This window comes from Methylobacterium sp. WL7, from assembly GCF_008040085.1.
Taxonomy (GTDB): Bacteria; Pseudomonadota; Alphaproteobacteria; order Rhizobiales; family Beijerinckiaceae; genus Methylobacterium; species Methylobacterium mesophilicum.
Genome location: NZ_VRVG01000013.1, coordinates 1 through 16943 on the forward strand (window position 1 = coordinate 1; position 16943 = coordinate 16943).

Here is a 16943-nt window from a genome sequence, read left to right on the forward strand (position 1 = left end):
GTGGAGGGGCAGCGGCGGGTTTGGCGGTCGTGGCGGCTTTGAAAGCCGCCTCGGCGGCCGCGCGCGGATCGGTGAAGCGGCGGCGGTTGCGATCGTCGGCCATCGGCCCTCAGTCCTTCGCGACGGCTTTCTTCGGCGCGGCCTTCTTGGCGGCACCTTTTGCAGTCTTGCTCGCGATCTTGGCGGCGGCCTTGGCTTCCTTCTCGGCAACCTTGGCTTGCACCTCGGCGGCCTTGACCTCGGCCTCGGCCGCTTCCTTGGCGAGACGCAGGGAACGCAGCTTCAGCGTCCGCTCGTCGATCGCCTTGATCGACGCGTGGTGCTCGGCCATCGCCTGCGCGCCCTCGCGGGCCATGCGCTCGGCCCGCTCCGCCCGCTCGGCACGGTTGTCGGCCCGGGTCTTGGCTTCCGCCTCCGCGTCGCGGATGTCCTCGGCCTCTTCGAGGTCGGTCTCAGTCTCGTCGCTCATCCTGTGCCTTTCGCCCCGGTCCAGCGGAACCGCGTCCTGCGCGTCGCGCGCGGGAACGGTCTTCTGGAGCGGGTCCGGCCTGTTCGAGGGGTGGAGGGGCAAGGCCGGATGATCCGCCCCGCCGCGCCGTCCTGAGACGACTGTTCGAGGCCGTGATCGCAAAGGCTTTAGCACGCTCCCGCGCCGGATGGCGAATCCGGCCTGTTGATCGTGCTGGACAGTGGAACGTATTCGTCCCGGATCGTGAGGCGCCTGTTCAATCGAAACCGACGCCTCTGCCTCGCCGCGTGTCGTCTATTCGCTCTCAGCGCACGCGATAGTTGAGCGGGATCGTCACCGAAAGGCTCGGTTGCGTCACGCCGGGGGGCGCCGGCGGCAAGCCGCCCCGCACCGCCGCCAGCGCGGCGCTGTCGATCTGACCCACGCCGCTGGACCGGGCGAGGCCCGCCCCCGACACCGCGCCAGACCGCATCACGGTGAACCGGACCATGGCGGTACCTCCGGCGGTGCCGGCTGCGGCGCCCGGATTCATCCGGCCGTGGATCGCCGCGCTGATCGCTCCGGTCCACTGACGCAGCGCACTCGGATCGCTGCCCGCGGCGGCCCGGCCGGCGGCGTTCTGGCGCGATGCCGACGCCGAGTTGCGCGCCTCGGCCCCCTGCTGGGCCTTGGCTTGCTTCGCCTTCGCTTCGCGGGCTGCCTTCTGCTTTGCTTCGCGGATCTCCTCGAGACGCTCCTCGCGCTTCTGCTCGCGCAGCTTCTCTTCGCGGATCTTGCGCAGCTTCGCCTCGCGCTCGGCCTTGATCTTGGCCGGATCCGGCGTCGGCTTCGGCGGCTCCTCGGTCTTGGCGACCTCGGTCGGCGGCGGCGCCAGCGGCTCGGCGGATTCGGCCGTCGAGGTGATGACCTCGCTCTGCGCCTCCACCGGAACGGCCTCCTGCGGCGGCTCGGTGACGGCCTCGGTCTCGTCCGGCTTGACCTCTGTCATCTCGGGCGGTGGCGGCTGCACGGCCTCGTCGGGCGGCAATTCCACCGGCTTCGCCTCCGGAGGCGCCGCCTGGCTCATCTGCTGTTCCGCCGGAGCCTCGGTCGAGGACTCAGTCATCACCGGCGCCAGATCGATCGAGATCTGCTGCTCGCCGGGCGGGGCCGGCGGCGTCAGCCGATAGAACATCACCGCCACGAGCACGAGCGCGTGCAGCGCGAACGCGACCAGGAAGGCGGCGAGCAGCCCGTTCGGGCGCCCCTCGCCGGGCCCTGACGACAGATCCGTCGAAGTCAGCGTGCTCATGGATGTCAGCGCGCGGTCTCTGCGGGGGCGGCCGGTGCCGCCGGGGCTGGGCCGCCCGGCGACTGCGCGATCAGCGACACCTTGGTGAAGCCCGCCTGCCCGACGAGGCCCATCACCTGCATGATCTTGCCGTAGGGGACGTCCCGGTCGCCCCGCACCAGGATCACCTGGTCCTTGTCGGAGGCCGCCATCTCGCGCAGGCGCGGAACGAGGCTGTCCATGGTGAACACCTCCTTGGCGATCGACGGGTTGCCGTCCTTGTCGACCGTGACCTCCTGGGGCTTCTTCGACTGCGCCACCTTGGCGGCCGCAGTCTTGGGCAGCTGCACCGGCACGCCGGTGGTCATCAGCGGCGCCGCGACCATGAAGATGATCAGCAGGACGAGCATCACGTCGACCATGGGGGTGACGTTGATCTCGGACATCGGCATGTCGTCGTTGTCGTCATCGTCGCTTGCGCGGGGCGATGCCATCGCCATGGCGGCGTCTCCGAATGAAGGGGTTCGGCCCGAATCGAGCCGGGGTTCGAGGCATCCTTGGCCGCGGCACGCGGCCGACCGGCTGGGCGCCTCGGATCAGGGACGGAGCGCCGGGCCCGCTCGCGACGGGCCCCTGCGCCGAGGGAGACCTACTCGGCGGCCGCGCGGTGCTGCCCGGCCCCCGTCCGCTCGCGGGCGAGGCGATCGCCCAGCAGCGAAATGTAGGACGTGAAGGAGCTTTGGATGCCGCCGATGTCGCCGGCGAGCTTGTTGTAGGCCATCACGGCCGGGATCGCGACGACCAGGCCGATGGCGGTGGCGAACAGCGCCTCGGCGATGCCCGGGGCGACGACGGCGAGCGAGGTGTCCTGGCTCCGCGCGATCGACGAGAAGGAGTTCATGATGCCCCAGACCGTGCCGAACAGGCCGACGAACGGGGCCGTGGAGCCCGAAGTCGCCAGCAGCGACAGGCCGGTGCGCAGGCGCTTCACTTCGAGGCCGAGCGCGCCGCGCATGGCCCGCTCGATCCGCTCGCGCCGTTCGGCCCGGGTCTCGGTCGGGTCCTGGTCGCGCCACGCCTCGATGCCGGCCTTCACGACGTGGCCGGTCAGGCCCTTGTGATTGCCGTCGAGGCTGCCACCGGACCGCACCAGTTTCTCGAACGCCTTCGCCTGACGCCGTGCCGCGGAGAGCCGGATGATCTTCTCGAACACCACCGTCCAGCACGCGATCGAGGCGATGACCAGCAGGATCATCACGCCCTTCACGATCGGGTCGGCCTGCAGGAACAGGCCGAGGAACGAGAAGTCGTGGGCGACCTCGGTCGGGGCTTGTGTCGGGTCCATCAGGGGCTCCTGGGATCGTGGTGTCACGCGGCCTGAGGCCGCCATCGCATCGGGGGGCGGCGAAAGCCGCTGGCCGTCCGGCGGCGCACCGCCGGACGGTTTGGTCGAACCGACCCTTATGGCGCCTGCATCAGCGGTCGAAGGCGAGGCCGGCCTTGCTCTCGGTCTCGGTCCGCTCCAGGCAAGCCTCGCGGGCGGCATCGCCGCCATCGCAGGCCAGGACGTCGTTCAGAAGCACCCGTCCGACCTTGCCGCAGGCGATGCCGGGGAAGTCGAAGATCTTCACGATGGTCTTGCGGGCCGGAAGGGGGCCGAGTTCCACCGCGACGCGCTTCTGGGCCACCCCCTCGGGATCGAACGCGAACAGGTCGACCTTGTAGGATTTGAGGCCGGCGCCCTTGGAATTGTCGACCACCATGGTCACCCGGCACGCCTCGCCCGCGGTCTCGACCTTGTTGAGCTGCAGCTTCAGCGGCGTCTTGTCGGCGCCGGCGTCCTGCGCCAGCGCCGACGCGACCAGGAGCGCCGAGAGTGCGAAGCACGCGGCCGTATCGAGGGCGATCCGACCGATCCGTCGGCGGTACAGTGGGACGCTCAGGGCAAGCACCAGACTGATTTCCTCTTTCCTCAGGGTCGGCCGCAGCCGGACCAGGCCGTCGAAGCGGCCGACTCAGTGAAGCACGACCCGCCGCGGGCAGGCTGCCGGCGCCAGGCGCTCCGCCGCCGCGTCGAGGGTCGCCACAGCGGCACGGACCGCCTCGACCAGACGGGGCGCCGCTTCCCGCCCGGTGATTTCGGCAGCCGCCTCTTCGAGGTCGGCCCAGAGCCGACGTCGGCCACGACCGATCAGGGCGACCAGGGCGCATTCGTGGCCGGTGACCCGGCAGCAGCTCGCCGGCATGAAGGACCAGTCGTCCTCGCGCTCCGCCCTCAGCGCGCGCACGATCGCGACCACGCTCGCGACGAAACGGCAGCCCTCAGCCGCGCCGAGGAGTTGTTCCGCGCCGTCGAAGGCGGCATTCCAGCAGGCGATGTCGCTGGTCATGTACCCGGCCGCGACGAACCGAGCCACCGACAGCGCCAGGATATCGGCCTCGTCGCCGCACACGTCGGCGACACGCTGCATCGCCGCATGACTTGCCGGTGTCGAAGGCGCGCTCATCGGGACTCCACTGCATCCCGTCGGGTTCGGGAACTTCCGGCGAGCGTCCGTCCGACCCGGACGATCACCAGTCGCGGCAGTAGACATGGGCGCTTCCTGGATCAAGGCCCGACGCGAAAATCAGAGCAGTTCCAAACTGTTAGTCGGAAGCGTGGCTGCTCGTGGACTTGCTAAAATATCCCGTTTGAATATGCCGAATTATCCTGGTTCGTTCGCTTTTTCGCGGTGCACTGCTGGGGCGGGTATGAGAATTAAACCGTTCCCTTGATGGGGTTGCCTCCCTCGGCCATATCCCACTCACCGGCGGCGTTCCGCCCGGCGGAGCGCTGTCCTGGACGGGCTCCATAGCGTCGAGGTGCTCGGAGATCCGCGGGCTGCGGCTAGCCTTGGGGTCGGAGGCCTCGCTGTGAGGATGGCGGCCGCAATGACTCGACCCTCGCCCTTCGGGCACCCGTTCCTGCTCGGCTTCGACGAGATCGAGCAGGCGCTCGACCGGGTCGCCAAGGGCGCCAACGACGGGTATCCCCCCTATAATATCGAACGGCTGCCCCGCACGGAGCGCGAGCCTGAACGCTTGCGCATCACGCTCGCGGTGGCCGGCTTCACCCAGGACCAACTCGACGTGACGCTGGAGGAGAATCAGCTGGTCGTCCGCGGCCGACAGGTGGACGAGCGTGAGCGGCACTTCCTGCACCGTGGCATCGCGGCGCGCCAGTTCCAGCGGACGTTCCTGCTGGCCGACGGCATGGTGGTCCTGGGGGCGGATCTGGCCAACGGCCTGCTCTCCATCGATCTCGTCCGCCCGGAACCCGACCGGATCGTGCGCAAGATCGATATCGGTGCGCGCGGCTAGCGGGTCGGCGATCCAGGGTGCGGCGTGAACGCAGCCCAGCGATGCCTGCAATCGATTGATTGGACGCCGGAACACCCCACATCAGGATGGAACCACCGGTGCCTCCGGGACCGGAGGTAGACGCTCTGCCACCCCAGGAGGGCTAGACATGACGAACTTGAACGCATCGCCCCTCACCCCCGCCGATCTCGACCCGACCGAGTTCAACCCGGCGGATCTCGCGGCGCTCGGCGAGGGCCATATCGCCTACGTCCGCCCGATCCGCTCCGACGAGGTGCGTCGCCTGTTCCCGCAGGCCCCGGAACTGATGCCCGGTCTCGACCTGTTCGCCCTGCTCTCGGCGAGCGGCGAGCCGATCATGCTGGCCGATTCGCGGGATGTGGTTCTGGCCAATGCCGTCGCCCAGGACCTCCACGCCGTCAGCCTGCACTGACGCCGGGCAGGCCGTGCTAGTCAGGCGATCTCCGCCACCGCCGCCACGAGCCGCGCAATGTCCTGCGGCCGTGACAGGCGGTGGTCTCCGTCCGCGATCAGCGTGAGCACGGTGCCCTCGGCGGGAAGGCGGCTCACCGTCTTCAGGGCGTGCTGATACGGCACGTCCGGGTCGCGCATCCCCTGCAGGATGTGGACGGGACAGGCGGGGTCGAAGGGGCGCTCGAGCAGCCTGTTGCCGCGACCATCCTCGATCAGCGCCAGGGTGATCGGATCGGGCTCCGGCGCGTAGTCGCTCGGCCGGCGGAGCATACCCTCTCGCTTCATCATCGCGCGGGCCGGTTCGTCGAGGTTGGACCAGATCAGGTCTTCAGTGAAGTCCAGGGCCGGAGCGACCAGCACCAGCGCCGCCGTCGTCTGGCCGAGCGCGGCGCGGTCGCGGGCGGCGAGGCACGCGATCCAGCCGCCCATCGACGAACCGACCAGGATCGGCGGCTCGGGCACGAAGGCCGACAGGACCGCCTGAGCGTCCTCCAGCCAGGACGAGATGGTGCAGTCGGCGAAGGTGCCGCCGGAGGCGCCGTGGCCGGCATAGTCGAACCGCACCAAGGCGCGCTTTTCCTCCGCGGCCCACGCGTCCAGGGCCGCGGCTTTGGTGGCGGTCATGTCGGAGCGGAACCCCCCGAGCCAGACCACCGGCGGCCTCGCGCCCTCTCGAACCCGCACGGCGATCTTGCGTGCGGCCTTACCTTCGCCGACGCTGATGAAGTTCGGCCCTGTATCGGTCATCGATCTCTCCGGTAGGCCTATCTCGATCCTGAAGAAGTCCATCCCTGACCGGATCGGCTTCAGCCTGCGTTTACCAGACCGTAAAGCGCGACCGCGATGCTGGAGCAATGGGTACCAGCATGTTGCAGATGCCGGCGGGAGGCTTGCGTCTCCACGCCGAACGAGCGCGGATGGGTGATGTGACGCGCGGCCTCACGGGCTTCCCCGCCGAAATCGATGTCCTTGCGGGCGCCCGCGTCCTGCAGATCATCCCGGAACTCGATGCCGGTGGCGCCGAGCGGACGACCGTCGACGTGGCCGGCGCCTTGGCCGCGGTGGGCGCCCGGGCCCTGGTCGCCACCGAGGGCGGCCGCCTCATCGGCGAGCTTCAGGCGAAGGGCGGGCATTGGCTCCGTTTCCCGGCCGCGTCGAAGAATCCGGCCAGCATGGCGATCAACGTCGTGCGGCTGATGGCCCTGTGTCGGCGCGAGGGCGTGCAGATCGTCCACGCCCGCTCCCGGGCGCCGGCCTGGGTCGCGCTCGGGGCCGCACGCCGGCTCGGCCTGCCGTTCGTCACGACCTATCACGGCAGCTATTCCGGCCGGACCGGCGTGAAGGTGCTGTACAATTCCGTGATGGCCCGGGGCGACGTGGTGATCGCCAACTCGCGCTACACCGCCGACCTGATCCACCGGCTGCACGCCGAGCAGGCCGGCGACCGCGTCCGGGTCATCCACCGGGGCACGGATCTCGCGGTGTTCAATCCGGTGGCGGTGGGCGCCGGACGGGTCGAGGCCCTGCGCCGGGCCTGGAACGTGGCGCCCCACGAGCGGGTGATCCTGCTCGCGGCCCGCCTGACCGCCTGGAAGGGTCATCGGGTGCTGATCGACGCCGCCGCGCAGATGCGGGATCGGGGCGTGTCGGACCTCGCGGTTGTGCTCGCCGGCGATCCGCAGGGTCGGACGTCCTACGAGCGCGAGCTCGATGCGCTGATCGCCGCCCGGGGCCTGGGCGGCATCGTGCGTCGGGTCGGCCACTGCACCGACATGCCCGCGGCTTTCCGCGCAGCGTCCGTGGTGGCCGTCCCGTCCGTGGAGCCGGAGGCGTTCGGCCGCTCGGCCGTGGAAGCCCAGGCGCTGGGCACGCCCGTGGTGGTCTCCGATCTCGGCGCGGTGCCCGAGACGGTGCTGGCGCCGCCGGACGTCGCGTCCGGCCAGCGGACGGGCTGGCGCGTGCCGCCAGGCGATGCCGGCGCGCTCGCCGCAGCCCTCACCGAAGCATTGTCTCTCGGTGCCAGCGCCCGCGATGCCCTGGTCCGGCGCGGACGGGCCCATGTGGAGGCGAATTTCTCCCTTGAGCGCATGGCCAGCGACACCTTGGCGGTCTACGCCCAGTTGCTCGGGCGGCACACCTGACAAGCCGTGGCCTCCGGGCACGGTGGGCCGGCCAGACGACCCCGGGGTGCCGATTATTTCGCCGACCGCGTCGGCGACCCGTTGACTCTCGTGGAGCTTCCTCCAACGTAGTAGGTCCGGGAGAGACCGGAACGGCTGGCGGTCAGGGGATCCGAGGAACGGGTCGCCAGGTCCGCCGTTTCGTCGTTGCAGCAGGAGACCGAAGCCATTCGTAGACCGATGAGAGCCATGCCGGCCCCGCAGAAGGACGGGCCGCGCGCCAACCGCGACATTCGCGGGGTGCGGGAAGTGCAGCTGATCGACGATACCGGGCAGAACCGCGGCGTCGTCCCCTTCTTCGACGCGCTGACTCTCGCTGAGGAAGCCGGCCTCGATCTCGTGGAGATCGCGCCGAACTCGGTGCCGCCCGTCTGCAAGCTGCTCGATTACGGGCGCTTCCGCTTCAACGAGCAGAAGAAGCAAAACGAGGCGCGCAAGCGGCAGAAGACCGTCGAGGTCAAGGAGATCAAGCTCCGCCCCGGCATCGACAAGCACGATTACGACACCAAGATGAAGTCGGTTCACCGCTTCTTCGAGGAGGGCGACAAGGTCAAGGTGACCCTGCGCTTCCGTGGTCGTGAGATGGCTCACCAGGATATCGGCCTGCGCCTCCTGGAGCGCGTGAAGAACGAGACGGCCGAGATCGCCAAGGTGGAGAGCGAGCCGATGCTCGAAGGCCGCCAGATGATCATGATCCTCGCGCCGCGCTGATCCGCTCGGCCACAGCGATTTACGCCGCCTCCTGACCCGGGGCGGCGTTCGCATTTGTAGCGCTTCCGCAAAGCCGCGGAGGCGACTATCTCGGGGCCATGGCCCTGGCTCCCGAAGAGATCGAACGCTACGCCCGTCACCTGGTCCTGGCCGAGGTCGGCGGCCCCGGGCAGGCACGCCTCAAGGCGGCCCGGGTGCTGGTGATCGGGGCAGGGGGGCTCGGCGCGCCGCTGATCCAGTATCTCGCGGCCGCCGGCATCGGCACGATCGGCATCGTCGACGACGACACCGTCTCGCTGTCGAACCTGCAGCGCCAGGTGATTCACGGCACGCCGGATCTCGGCCGGCCGAAGGTCGAGAGCGCGGCCGACGCGGTCGAACGCCTCAACCCGCACGTGGCGGTGATCCAGCACCCGTTCCGCATCGCGCCGGACAATGCCGTCGACCTGATCGCGGGCTACGACCTCGTCGCCGACGGCTCCGACAACTTCGCCACCCGCTACGCCGTCTCGGATGCCTGCTTCCACGCCGGGCGACCGCTGGTGACCGCTGCGCTCGGCCGGTTCGACGGCACGCTCACCACGATCCGCGCGCACGAGACCGGCCCGGACGGCAAGCCGAATCCGACCTATCGCTGCCTGTTCCCCAACCCGCCGCCGCCCGGCAGCGTGCCGGCCTGCGCGGAGGCCGGCGTGCTCGGGGCGCTGGCCGGCGTGATGGGCTCGCTGATGGCCATGGAGGTGATCCGTGCCGTGGCCCAATTCGGCGAGCTGCTGGTCGGGCGCCTGCTCATGGTGGACGCTCGCTCGATGCGATTCGAGACGCTGCGCTACGGCTGGGACCCGGACAATCCGCTCAGCGGCACCGCGGCCTCAGCCCAGTAGAGCGCCCGGCGGCATCCACGGGCCGTCAGTCTCCGTCTTGCCGAGGCAGCACTTCTTGAACTTCTTGCCCGAGCCGCAGGGACACGGATCGTTGCGCCCGACATCCTTCAACGGATTGCGCTGCGGCTCGCCGGCGCCCTCCGCGGTCCAGTCGAGCGCTTCGACCGGATCGTCGAGATAGCCGTACTGGTAGGGCCCGAGACGATCCCGGTCCTCCGGCTTGGTCTCGGCCTTGCGCAGCGCCTCCTTGAACCAGGCGGCGTCGCTGATCTCGTCGGTGATCCGCCCGTCCGCCCGGGCCGCCGCGGCACGCGGGGCGAGATCGCGAAAGCCCAGATGTGCGATCGCCTCCTCCCAGCCGACCCAGGCCGGTCCCTCCTCGACGGCCGCCTGCGCGTCGTCGAACCGGACCAGCAGCGCGTGCATCGCGTCGCGGTCGATCCGGCCCTCGAGGGTCAGGAAGGTGCAGGCCGACAGCAGCGCCATGCGGGTGAGGTCATCGACCGTGCTGTCGAGGATCAGCCGGAACAGGGGCTGGTGATCCCCGTCGAACAGGCTCGCCACGACCTTGGACAGCGTCGCCGTCACGGCGTCGCCCAGGATCGCGTCGAGCGTGTCCTCGTCCTGCCGGAGGAGCTTGAGGAGCGGCGCGAGGGCGCGCGTGTCCCGGGCATGCGCCAGGACGTGCAGGCCCCAGAACAGGAGGTTCTCCTGCTCCGGGGTGAGCTCGTCACCGTTGGCCGCGGCCTCCAGCAGCGGCAGCGTCGCCTCGGCGATCTCGGCCGGATGTTCGAGCGCCTCCCGCAGCGCCTTGGTCGGCCGGTGCTCGGACGCTGCCAAGTCCTCGATGAGCGCTGCGATCCGGTTCATGCCGCTCTCCTCAGGACCGAAGGGTCGCGCCGGTCCGGCGCGAGACTTCGGTGACGATCTTGGCGCTCACCGCCTCGATCTCGGCATCGGTCAGGGTTCGCTCCACCGGCTGCAGGCGGACCGCGATGGCCACCGACTTGGACCCGTCGGGCACGCCGGCCCCCTCGTAGAGGTCGAACACCTCGACGCCGGTGACCAGCTTGCGCTCCGCCCCCTGGGCCGCCTTGACGATGTCGCCGGCCGGGACGTCGCGGCCGACCACGAAGGCGAAGTCGCGGGACAGCGGCTGGAACTCGGACAGGGCCAGAGCGGGCTTGGCCTTGGTCGGCTTGTGCTTGGGCAGCGGCAGGGCGTCGAGCACGATCTCGAACGCCACCAGGCTGCCCTTGAGGTCCAGCGCCTGCAGGGTCCGCGGATGGACCTCGCCGAACCAGCCGATCTCCGATTTCGGCCCGAAGCGCAGCGTGCCCGAGCGGCCCGGATGGAGCCAGGCCGGGCCGCCCGCAGCCACCTGCAGGCCCCCCGTCGGCACGCCGAGGGCGCCGAGCAGGGCCAGCGCGTCGGCCTTGGCGTCGAACACGTCGACGGTCTTGGCCGCGCCGTCCCAATGGCGCCCGGCGCCCGTCAGGGTGGCACTGCCGCGGCGCACGGCGGCGGCGCGGATGCTCTGCCCTTCCGGCTCGTCCGAGGCGAAGCACTGGCCGACCTCGAACAGGGCCGCGTCCGGGTAGCCGCGGTCGGCGTTGCGCTGCGCCGCCCGCAGCAGGCCCGGCACGAGGCTCGGGCGCATGTCCGACAGTTCGGACGCGATCGGGTTGGCGAGCACGAGGTCGGCGCCGCCACCGCCGAACAGCTCGGCATCGGAATGCGGGACGAAGGACCAGGTCACCGCTTCCATCAGTCCGCGGCTCGCCAGGGCCCGCTTGGCCGTCCGGGTGCGCTTCTGCATGACCGTGAGCAGCGGCCGGCCGATCCCGGCAAGTCGCGGCAGCGGCTTCGGCTCGATCCGGTCCAGGCCGGCGATGCGGATGACCTCCTCGACCAGGTCTGCCTTGCCCTCGACATCGGGCCGCCAGGACGGCGTCAGGACCTTCACCCGGTCACCGGTGCCGGAGATGTGGAAACCCAGCGTCTCCAGGATCAGCTTAATCTCGATTCGCGGCAGCTCGATGCCGGCCAGGCGCCGCACCTCGGTCCAAGGGAAATCGATGATCCGCTCCGCCTCCGGCGGCTCGCCGGCGATCGTCGCCTGGGAGGGCGTGCCCCCGCACAGATCGACCACGAGGCGCGTGGCAAGGTCGAGGCCGGGGATTGTGAAGGCCGGGTCGACGCCGCGCTCGAACCGGTAGCGCGCATCGGTGATGATGCCGAGCCGGCGCCCGGACTGGGCGATGTTGGCCGGATCCCACAGGGCCGATTCGATCAGCACGTCCGTGGTGGTCTCGTCGCAGCCGGAGGCCTGGCCGCCCATGATGCCGGCGATCGATTCGACGCCGGCTTGGTCGGCGATCACCACGGCGTCGTCGGTGAGCGGGTAGGTCCGCCCGTCGAGCGCCAGCAGGCTCTCGCCCTCCTGGGCGCGCCGCACCGTCAGATGACCCGAGACCTTGGCGGCGTCGAACACGTGCAGCGGCCGGCCGCGATCGAAGGTGACGTAGTTGGTGATGTCCACGAGCGCGTTGATCGGCCGAAGACCGATCGCCCGCAGCCGGGCCTGCATCCAGGCCGGCGACGGACCGTTCTTCACGCCCCGCACGAGCCGCAGAGCGAAGAGCGGGCAGAGCCGGCGATCCTCGGGTGCGAAGGACAGGTCGACCTCGACCGGGCAGGGGCCTTCGCCGCGCACACCCGGCGCAGCCTCGTGCTTGAGGGTGCCGATCCCGGTCGCCGCGAGGTCGCGGGCGATGCCGTGCACCGAGGTGCAGTCCGGACGGTTCGGCGTCAGGTTGATCTCGATGACCGCATCGTCGAGCCCGGCATAGAGGGCGTAGCCCTGGCCGACCGGCGCATCGGCCGGGAGTTCGAGGATGCCGTCATGGTCATCCCCGAGTCCGAGTTCCGCCCCCGAGCACAACATGCCGTGGCTCTCGACGCCGCGGATCGTGCCGACCGAGAGGGTGATCGCCTTCCCGGGCACGTAGGTGCCGGGCGGCGCGAACACCGAGACGAGACCCGCGCGTGCGTTCGGCGCACCGCAGACCACCTGGATCGGCGCGCCGGCCCCGGTCTCGACGGTGCAGACCCGGAGTCGGTCGGCGTTCGGATGCTGCTCGGCCGTCAGGATCCGGGCGACGACGTAGGGCTTGAGCGCGGCCGCCTTGTCCTCGACGCCCTCGACCTCGAGACCGATGCGCGTCAGCGTCTCGGCGATGGTGTCGAGGGACGCCTCGGTGTCGAGGTGTTCCTTGAGCCAGGAGAGGGTGAATTTCATCGATCGTAACCTCTCGGCTCAAGAGAGCCGGGCTTTCGTTATGAGGAGGATGGCCAGCTTGCGGCGTTGATCGTCGCCCAGGGACTCAAGAGCCTCCACGGCCTCTCCGGCGCGAGCCACGATCGCGAGTGTTTCATTCTTGTTCACGAGCAGGGCCGGAGGGCTGTAATCGGCGAGGTGACGCCGCTCCTGGAGAAACGCGAAGGTCGCACCGATCCTGGCCACGACAGGTCCGATCTCGGCTGCCTCAGCGGAGGTGAGACGCTTCCTCGCTTGGCCATGATCGAGCATGCGGTAGATGGGCTCCAATTCGCCGGTTCGGCTCCAGCCGACGATCACACTCGCGCAAACGAAACAAAAACCGTGGAAGACGGCGTAATAGGCCGTGCTCACCGCACGTCGCATCGACGCCTTGCGCAAGTTCATCCGACCGCTCTGGTGGGCTAGCGTTTCGGCCACTTCGAGAAGGTCGTAGACGATGGGATTGCCGAGCCGTGGCATTACGGATTCCCACACTCGTCATCCGTTAACACCTCATCATCGGGATATTCGACATTCAGATAGGGGAATCGATCTTCGCCCCGCTCCAAGAGTTGCATCCGCAAATCGGCGTTGGCCCCATTTAATCGCCCTCCGTCAGTAACGCCGGAACCGGGTTTGAAGACCGCTTTCAGGAACAAGGACGGCTCGCCGGAGTGATCGAAGCCAGGATGCACCTCGACCCGCTCGTAACCGGAACTTCCAAGCGTCCGAGCAAGGATCTCGCTGGCGATCGTACGGATCTCGCTCTCAGTCATCATCGCCGCCTCCCGACCTCTCCCTACCCCGTCAGACCGCCGATCAGGCTCGGCACGTCGAGCGGCCGGAAGCCGTAATGGTCGAGCCATCGCACGTCCGCGTCGAAGAACGGACGCAGGTCCGGCATGCCGTATTTCAGCATGGCGATGCGGTCGATGCCGACCCCGAAGGCGAAGCCCTGCACGGCGTCCGGGTCGAGGCCGCAATTGCGCAGGACGTTCGGGTGGACCATCCCGCAGCCTAGGATCTCCAGCCAGTCGTCGCCCTCGCCGAAGCGGATCTCGCCGCCCTTGCGGGAGCACTGGATGTCGACCTCGGCCGACGGCTCGGTGAACGGGAAGAACGACGGGCGGAAGCGCATCTTCACGCCGTCGACCTCGAAGAACGCCTTGCAGAACTCCTCCAGCACCCACTTCAGGTTGGCGATGTTGGCCGCCGTGTCGATCACCAGGCCCTCGACCTGGTGGAACATCGGCGTGTGGGTCTGGTCGGAATCGTGCCGGTAGGTCCGGCCCGGGATGATCACCCGGATCGGCGGCGTCTGAGACCGCATCGTGCGGATCTGGACGGGCGAGGTGTGGGTGCGCAGCACCTTGCGCTTCCCGGCATGGTCCGGCGCCAGGAAGAAGGTGTCGTGCATCTCGCGCGCCGGGTGGCCGGGCGGGAAGTTGAGTGCCGTGAAGTTCAGTTCGTCGGTCTCGATATCGGGGCCTTCCGCGACGGCGAAGCCCATGTCGGCGAAGATCGCCGTGATCTCGTCGATGACCTGGGTGATCGGATGGATCCGGCCGCGGACCTCCGGGGCCTCGCGCAACGGCAGCGTCACGTCGACCCGCTCGGAGGCGAGGCGTGCCTCCAGGGCGGCTTCCATCAGAACGGTCTTGCGGGCGGTGACGGCGCCCTGGATCCGGTCACGCAGGCCGTTGATCAGGGGCCCGCGCTCCTTGCGCTCGTCCGACGTCATCGAGCCCAGCGTCTTCAACAGGTCCGAGACGCTGCCCTTCTTGCCCAGCGCGGCGACGCGCACCGCGTCGAGGGCCGTCTCGTCGGAGGCCGCCGTCACTTGAGCCAGGAGGTCGCGTTCGAGGGTATCGAGATCGGTCATCGCTGCCTTCGAGCAGGGTTGTCGGAGCCGCCGTTGCGGCGTGCTCTCGCGCGTTGTTCGCCGTCGCGCAAGCGTGCGCGTGTCAGGGCCGTGCCCCTGGAACGCAGAAGGCGCGACTCTCGGGAGAGAGCCGCGCCTTCCTGTGTCTCGCCGAGGGCCTGAGGTCAGGCGGCCTTGGCGGTGGTCTCGGGGAGGGCGGCCTTGGCCTTCTCGACCACGGCGGCGAAGCTCGCCGGCTCGTGGATCGCCAACTCCGACAGCGCCTTGCGGTCGACGACGATGCCGGACTTCGCAAGACCGTTGATGAAGCGCGAATAGGTCAGGCCATGCTCCCGGACCGCCGCGTTGAGGCGCTGGATCCAGAGGGCGCGGAACGTGCGCTTCTTATTCTTGCGGTCGCGATAGGCATACTGCATGCCCTTCTCGACCGCCTGCTTGGCGATGCGGATGGTATTCTTGCGCCGGCCGTAATAACCCTTGGCGGCCTTCAGAACTTTTTTGTGCTTCGCGTGACTGGTCACGCCGCGTTTGACGCGGGCCATCGGTTATCTCCTGGTTTCGACGAAAGACAGTGGCAACGGGTGACGAAGGCTTACCGCGCGTTCGGCAGGAAGTACTTCTTCACGTTGGCAGCATCGCCCTCGAACAGGGTCGTGGTGCCGCGCAGGTTGCGGATCTGCTTGGTCGTCCGCTTGATCATCCCGTGGCGCTTGCCGGCCTGGGCGTACATCACCTTGCCGGTGCCGGTGATCTTGAAGCGCTTCTTGGCGCCCGATTTGGTCTTCAGCTTGGGCATTTGGCTCTCCGTTGCGCGAAAATCCCTCCGGGCCGACCCGTGAGGGTCGGATGAGGTGTGCGCGATGATGCTTCTGGTGGAGCAGCACGAGCCGCCACGGCAGCCCTATCGGCCGGGCGGTTCGACGCGGGGCGGCTTATGACAGAAACGCGAAGCCACGGCAACGGCTTCGGCGGCATCGCAGCCCTCCGCTCATACAGCCTGGAAGCAGGCTCGCATCGGGGAATGCGGGGACAGCTTCCGCGCTGCACAAAAGTTATCGAGACAACCTGCAGGCGCAGGAACCATAACCTTGGCCGTCGGTTTCATTCATGTCCCGCTCAGGCCGTCAGAGTTAGACCTCTCGTCAAAGTCGGCCAACCAGGAGACACTTCGTGCGCATTGCCCAAATCGCTCCGTTGTCGGAGGCCGTCCCTCCGAAGTTCTACGGCGGCACCGAGCGCGTCGTCAGCTGGATCACGGAAGAACTGGTCCGCCAGGGCCACGACGTCACCCTGTTCGCCAGCGGCGATTCGGAGACGTCGGCCAAGCTCGCCGCCTGCACGCCCGAGGGCCTGCGCCTGCTCGGCTACCGGGATCACACCGCCAGCCACCTGGCCATGCTGCATCAGGTCCATCGCCGGGCGCACGAGTTCGATATCCTGCACTTCCACATCGACCTGCTCCAGTATCCGATGTTCGAGGATCTGAACCACAAGTGCATCACCACGATGCACGGTCGGCTCGACGTGCCGGACTTCATGCCCGTCTACCGCACGTTCACCGGCATGCCGCTCGTGTCGATCTCCGACAACCAGCGCGAGCCGATGCCGCCGAACGTCAACTGGCTGGCGACGATCCATCACGGCCTGCCGTCGCAGAATTGCCCCTACACCCCCGATGCTGCGGGCGGCTACCTGGCGTTCCTGGGCCGCATCTCCCCTGAGAAGCGCCCCGACCGTGCCATCGAGATGGCGATCCGCTCGGGCACGCCGCTCAAGATCGCCGCCAAGGTCGATAAGGCGGACCAGGATTACTGGGACGAGGTCATCGAGCCGATGACCCATCACCCGCTCGTCGAGTACATCGGCGAGATCAATGAGGAGCAGAAGAAGGCGTTCCTTGGCAACGCCCTGGCGCTTGCCTTCCCGATCGATTGGCCGGAGCCCTTCGGCCTGGTCATGATCGAGGCGATGTCGGCCGGCACGCCGGTGATCGCGTTCCGCAACGGCTCCGTGCCGGAGGTGATCAAGGACGGCGTCAGCGGCGTGCTGTGCGAGACCATGGACGACGCGGTGAACGCGGTGGCCAAGGTCAAGACCATGAGCCGCGAGGGCGTGCGCCGCCATTTCGAGAGCCAGTTCACGGCCGAGTGCATGGTCAAGAAGTACGTCGCCGCCTACGAGGAGCTCCTGTCCCGGGGCGCCGACGTGATCCAGATGCAGAAGTCCGGGTTCCAGCCGCATTACGGCGACGTCAACGGCTCCGCGCGTCCGGCCATCTCGGTCGCCGCGATGCCGGCCTAAGATCCGGCATCGGGCTTGCGAGAGACGGCCAGCCCGGCCTAGCGTCGTAAAGGCGCCTCATCCGAATGGTCACGAGGGCCGCCGCATCAG

At 68.8% G+C, this 16943-nt stretch carries 20 protein-coding genes; 6 read left to right on the plus strand and 14 right to left on the minus strand.

Going from position 1 to position 16943, the window contains the following annotated elements; all coding sequences use genetic code 11:
- Positions 1-109: 109 nt before the first annotated feature.
- The 6 genes from FV233_RS05810 to FV233_RS05835 form a co-directional block, all read right to left on the minus strand.
- Entirely contained in the window at positions 110-469 is a 360-nt protein-coding gene (locus FV233_RS05810; protein WP_147854719.1) for a hypothetical protein, read from the minus strand.
- Positions 470-773: 304 nt separating this feature from the next.
- Positions 774-1760 carry an energy transducer TonB gene (locus FV233_RS05815; RefSeq protein ID WP_147896901.1) on the minus strand — a complete coding sequence of 329 codons (987 nt, stop codon included), beginning with the start codon at positions 1758-1760 and terminating at the stop codon, positions 774-776.
- A gap of 5 nt (positions 1761-1765) precedes the next feature.
- Positions 1766-2239 carry an ExbD/TolR family protein gene (locus tag FV233_RS05820; RefSeq protein WP_147854540.1) on the minus strand — a complete coding sequence of 158 codons (474 nt, stop codon included), beginning with the start codon at positions 2237-2239 and terminating at the stop codon, positions 1766-1768.
- Between the two features lie 149 nt (positions 2240-2388).
- Positions 2389-3084, minus strand: a complete 696-nt coding sequence (locus FV233_RS05825) for a MotA/TolQ/ExbB proton channel family protein (RefSeq protein WP_147896902.1) — start codon at positions 3082-3084, stop codon at positions 2389-2391.
- A gap of 130 nt (positions 3085-3214) precedes the next feature.
- Complete coding sequence (locus FV233_RS05830) at positions 3215-3691, minus strand: Tat pathway signal protein (RefSeq protein ID WP_147854538.1); 477 nt, start codon at positions 3689-3691, stop codon at positions 3215-3217.
- A 63-nt stretch (positions 3692-3754) separates the two neighbouring features.
- Entirely contained in the window at positions 3755-4246 is a 492-nt protein-coding gene (locus tag FV233_RS05835) for a hypothetical protein (RefSeq protein ID WP_147854537.1), read from the minus strand.
- A 424-nt stretch (positions 4247-4670) separates the two neighbouring features.
- Here FV233_RS05835 and FV233_RS05840 point away from each other — a divergent pair, with 424 nt between their 5' ends.
- Complete coding sequence (locus FV233_RS05840; protein WP_147854536.1) at positions 4671-5099, plus strand: Hsp20 family protein; 429 nt, start codon at positions 4671-4673, stop codon at positions 5097-5099.
- A gap of 148 nt (positions 5100-5247) precedes the next feature.
- Positions 5248-5532, plus strand: a complete 285-nt coding sequence (locus FV233_RS05845) for a DUF1150 domain-containing protein (protein ID WP_147854535.1) — start codon at positions 5248-5250, stop codon at positions 5530-5532.
- A gap of 20 nt (positions 5533-5552) precedes the next feature.
- Here the strand turns inward: FV233_RS05845 and FV233_RS05850 are convergent, their stop codons facing one another.
- Positions 5553-6320, minus strand: coding sequence for an alpha/beta hydrolase (locus tag FV233_RS05850; protein ID WP_147854534.1), 768 nt, complete (start codon positions 6318-6320; stop codon positions 5553-5555).
- Between the two features lie 170 nt (positions 6321-6490).
- Between FV233_RS05850 and FV233_RS05855 the strand changes: the two genes are divergently transcribed.
- From FV233_RS05855 to moeB, 3 genes are all read left to right on the plus strand, one after another.
- A complete protein-coding gene (locus FV233_RS05855; RefSeq protein WP_187278060.1) occupies positions 6491-7714 on the plus strand; it encodes a glycosyltransferase family 4 protein in 1224 nt (407 codons plus the stop codon).
- A 228-nt stretch (positions 7715-7942) separates the two neighbouring features.
- Positions 7943-8464, plus strand: a complete 522-nt coding sequence (infC, locus tag FV233_RS05860) for a translation initiation factor IF-3 (protein ID WP_007561393.1) — start codon at positions 7943-7945, stop codon at positions 8462-8464.
- A 98-nt stretch (positions 8465-8562) separates the two neighbouring features.
- Positions 8563-9348: a molybdopterin-synthase adenylyltransferase MoeB gene (gene moeB / locus FV233_RS05865; protein WP_147856950.1), complete on the plus strand. Its 786-nt coding sequence runs from the start codon at positions 8563-8565 to the stop codon at positions 9346-9348.
- Here moeB and FV233_RS05870 read toward each other — a convergent pair.
- The 7 genes from FV233_RS05870 to rpmI form a co-directional block, all read right to left on the minus strand.
- A complete protein-coding gene (locus FV233_RS05870) occupies positions 9337-10218 on the minus strand; it encodes a DUF1186 domain-containing protein (RefSeq protein ID WP_147856949.1) in 882 nt (293 codons plus the stop codon). The genes moeB and FV233_RS05870 overlap by 12 nt on opposite strands.
- Positions 10219-10228: 10 nt before the next feature.
- Positions 10229-12649, minus strand: a complete 2421-nt coding sequence (gene pheT / locus FV233_RS05875; protein WP_147896903.1) for a phenylalanine--tRNA ligase subunit beta — start codon at positions 12647-12649, stop codon at positions 10229-10231.
- Positions 12650-12667: 18 nt separating this feature from the next.
- Entirely contained in the window at positions 12668-13150 is a 483-nt protein-coding gene (locus FV233_RS05880) for a hypothetical protein (protein WP_147854526.1), read from the minus strand.
- On the minus strand, positions 13150-13449 hold the full coding sequence (locus FV233_RS05885) for a hypothetical protein (protein WP_147854527.1): 300 nt from the start codon (positions 13447-13449) through the stop codon (positions 13150-13152). The genes FV233_RS05880 and FV233_RS05885 overlap by 1 nt, the downstream gene beginning before the upstream one ends.
- 20 nt (positions 13450-13469) lie before the next feature.
- Positions 13470-14552, minus strand: coding sequence for a phenylalanine--tRNA ligase subunit alpha (gene pheS, locus FV233_RS05890; protein WP_147854528.1), 1083 nt, complete (start codon positions 14550-14552; stop codon positions 13470-13472).
- A gap of 164 nt (positions 14553-14716) precedes the next feature.
- Positions 14717-15094 (minus strand): 50S ribosomal protein L20, encoded by a 378-nt coding sequence (gene rplT / locus FV233_RS05895; RefSeq protein ID WP_007561402.1) that lies wholly within the window; start codon positions 15092-15094, stop codon positions 14717-14719.
- 50 nt (positions 15095-15144) lie between these two features.
- Positions 15145-15348, minus strand: coding sequence for a 50S ribosomal protein L35 (gene rpmI, locus FV233_RS05900; RefSeq protein ID WP_007561407.1), 204 nt, complete (start codon positions 15346-15348; stop codon positions 15145-15147).
- A 374-nt stretch (positions 15349-15722) separates the two neighbouring features.
- On the opposite strand from rpmI, the gene FV233_RS05905 reads away from it, so the two are divergent.
- Positions 15723-16853, plus strand: coding sequence for a glycosyltransferase family 4 protein (locus FV233_RS05905; RefSeq protein WP_147854529.1), 1131 nt, complete (start codon positions 15723-15725; stop codon positions 16851-16853).
- Positions 16854-16943 lie beyond the last annotated feature (90 nt).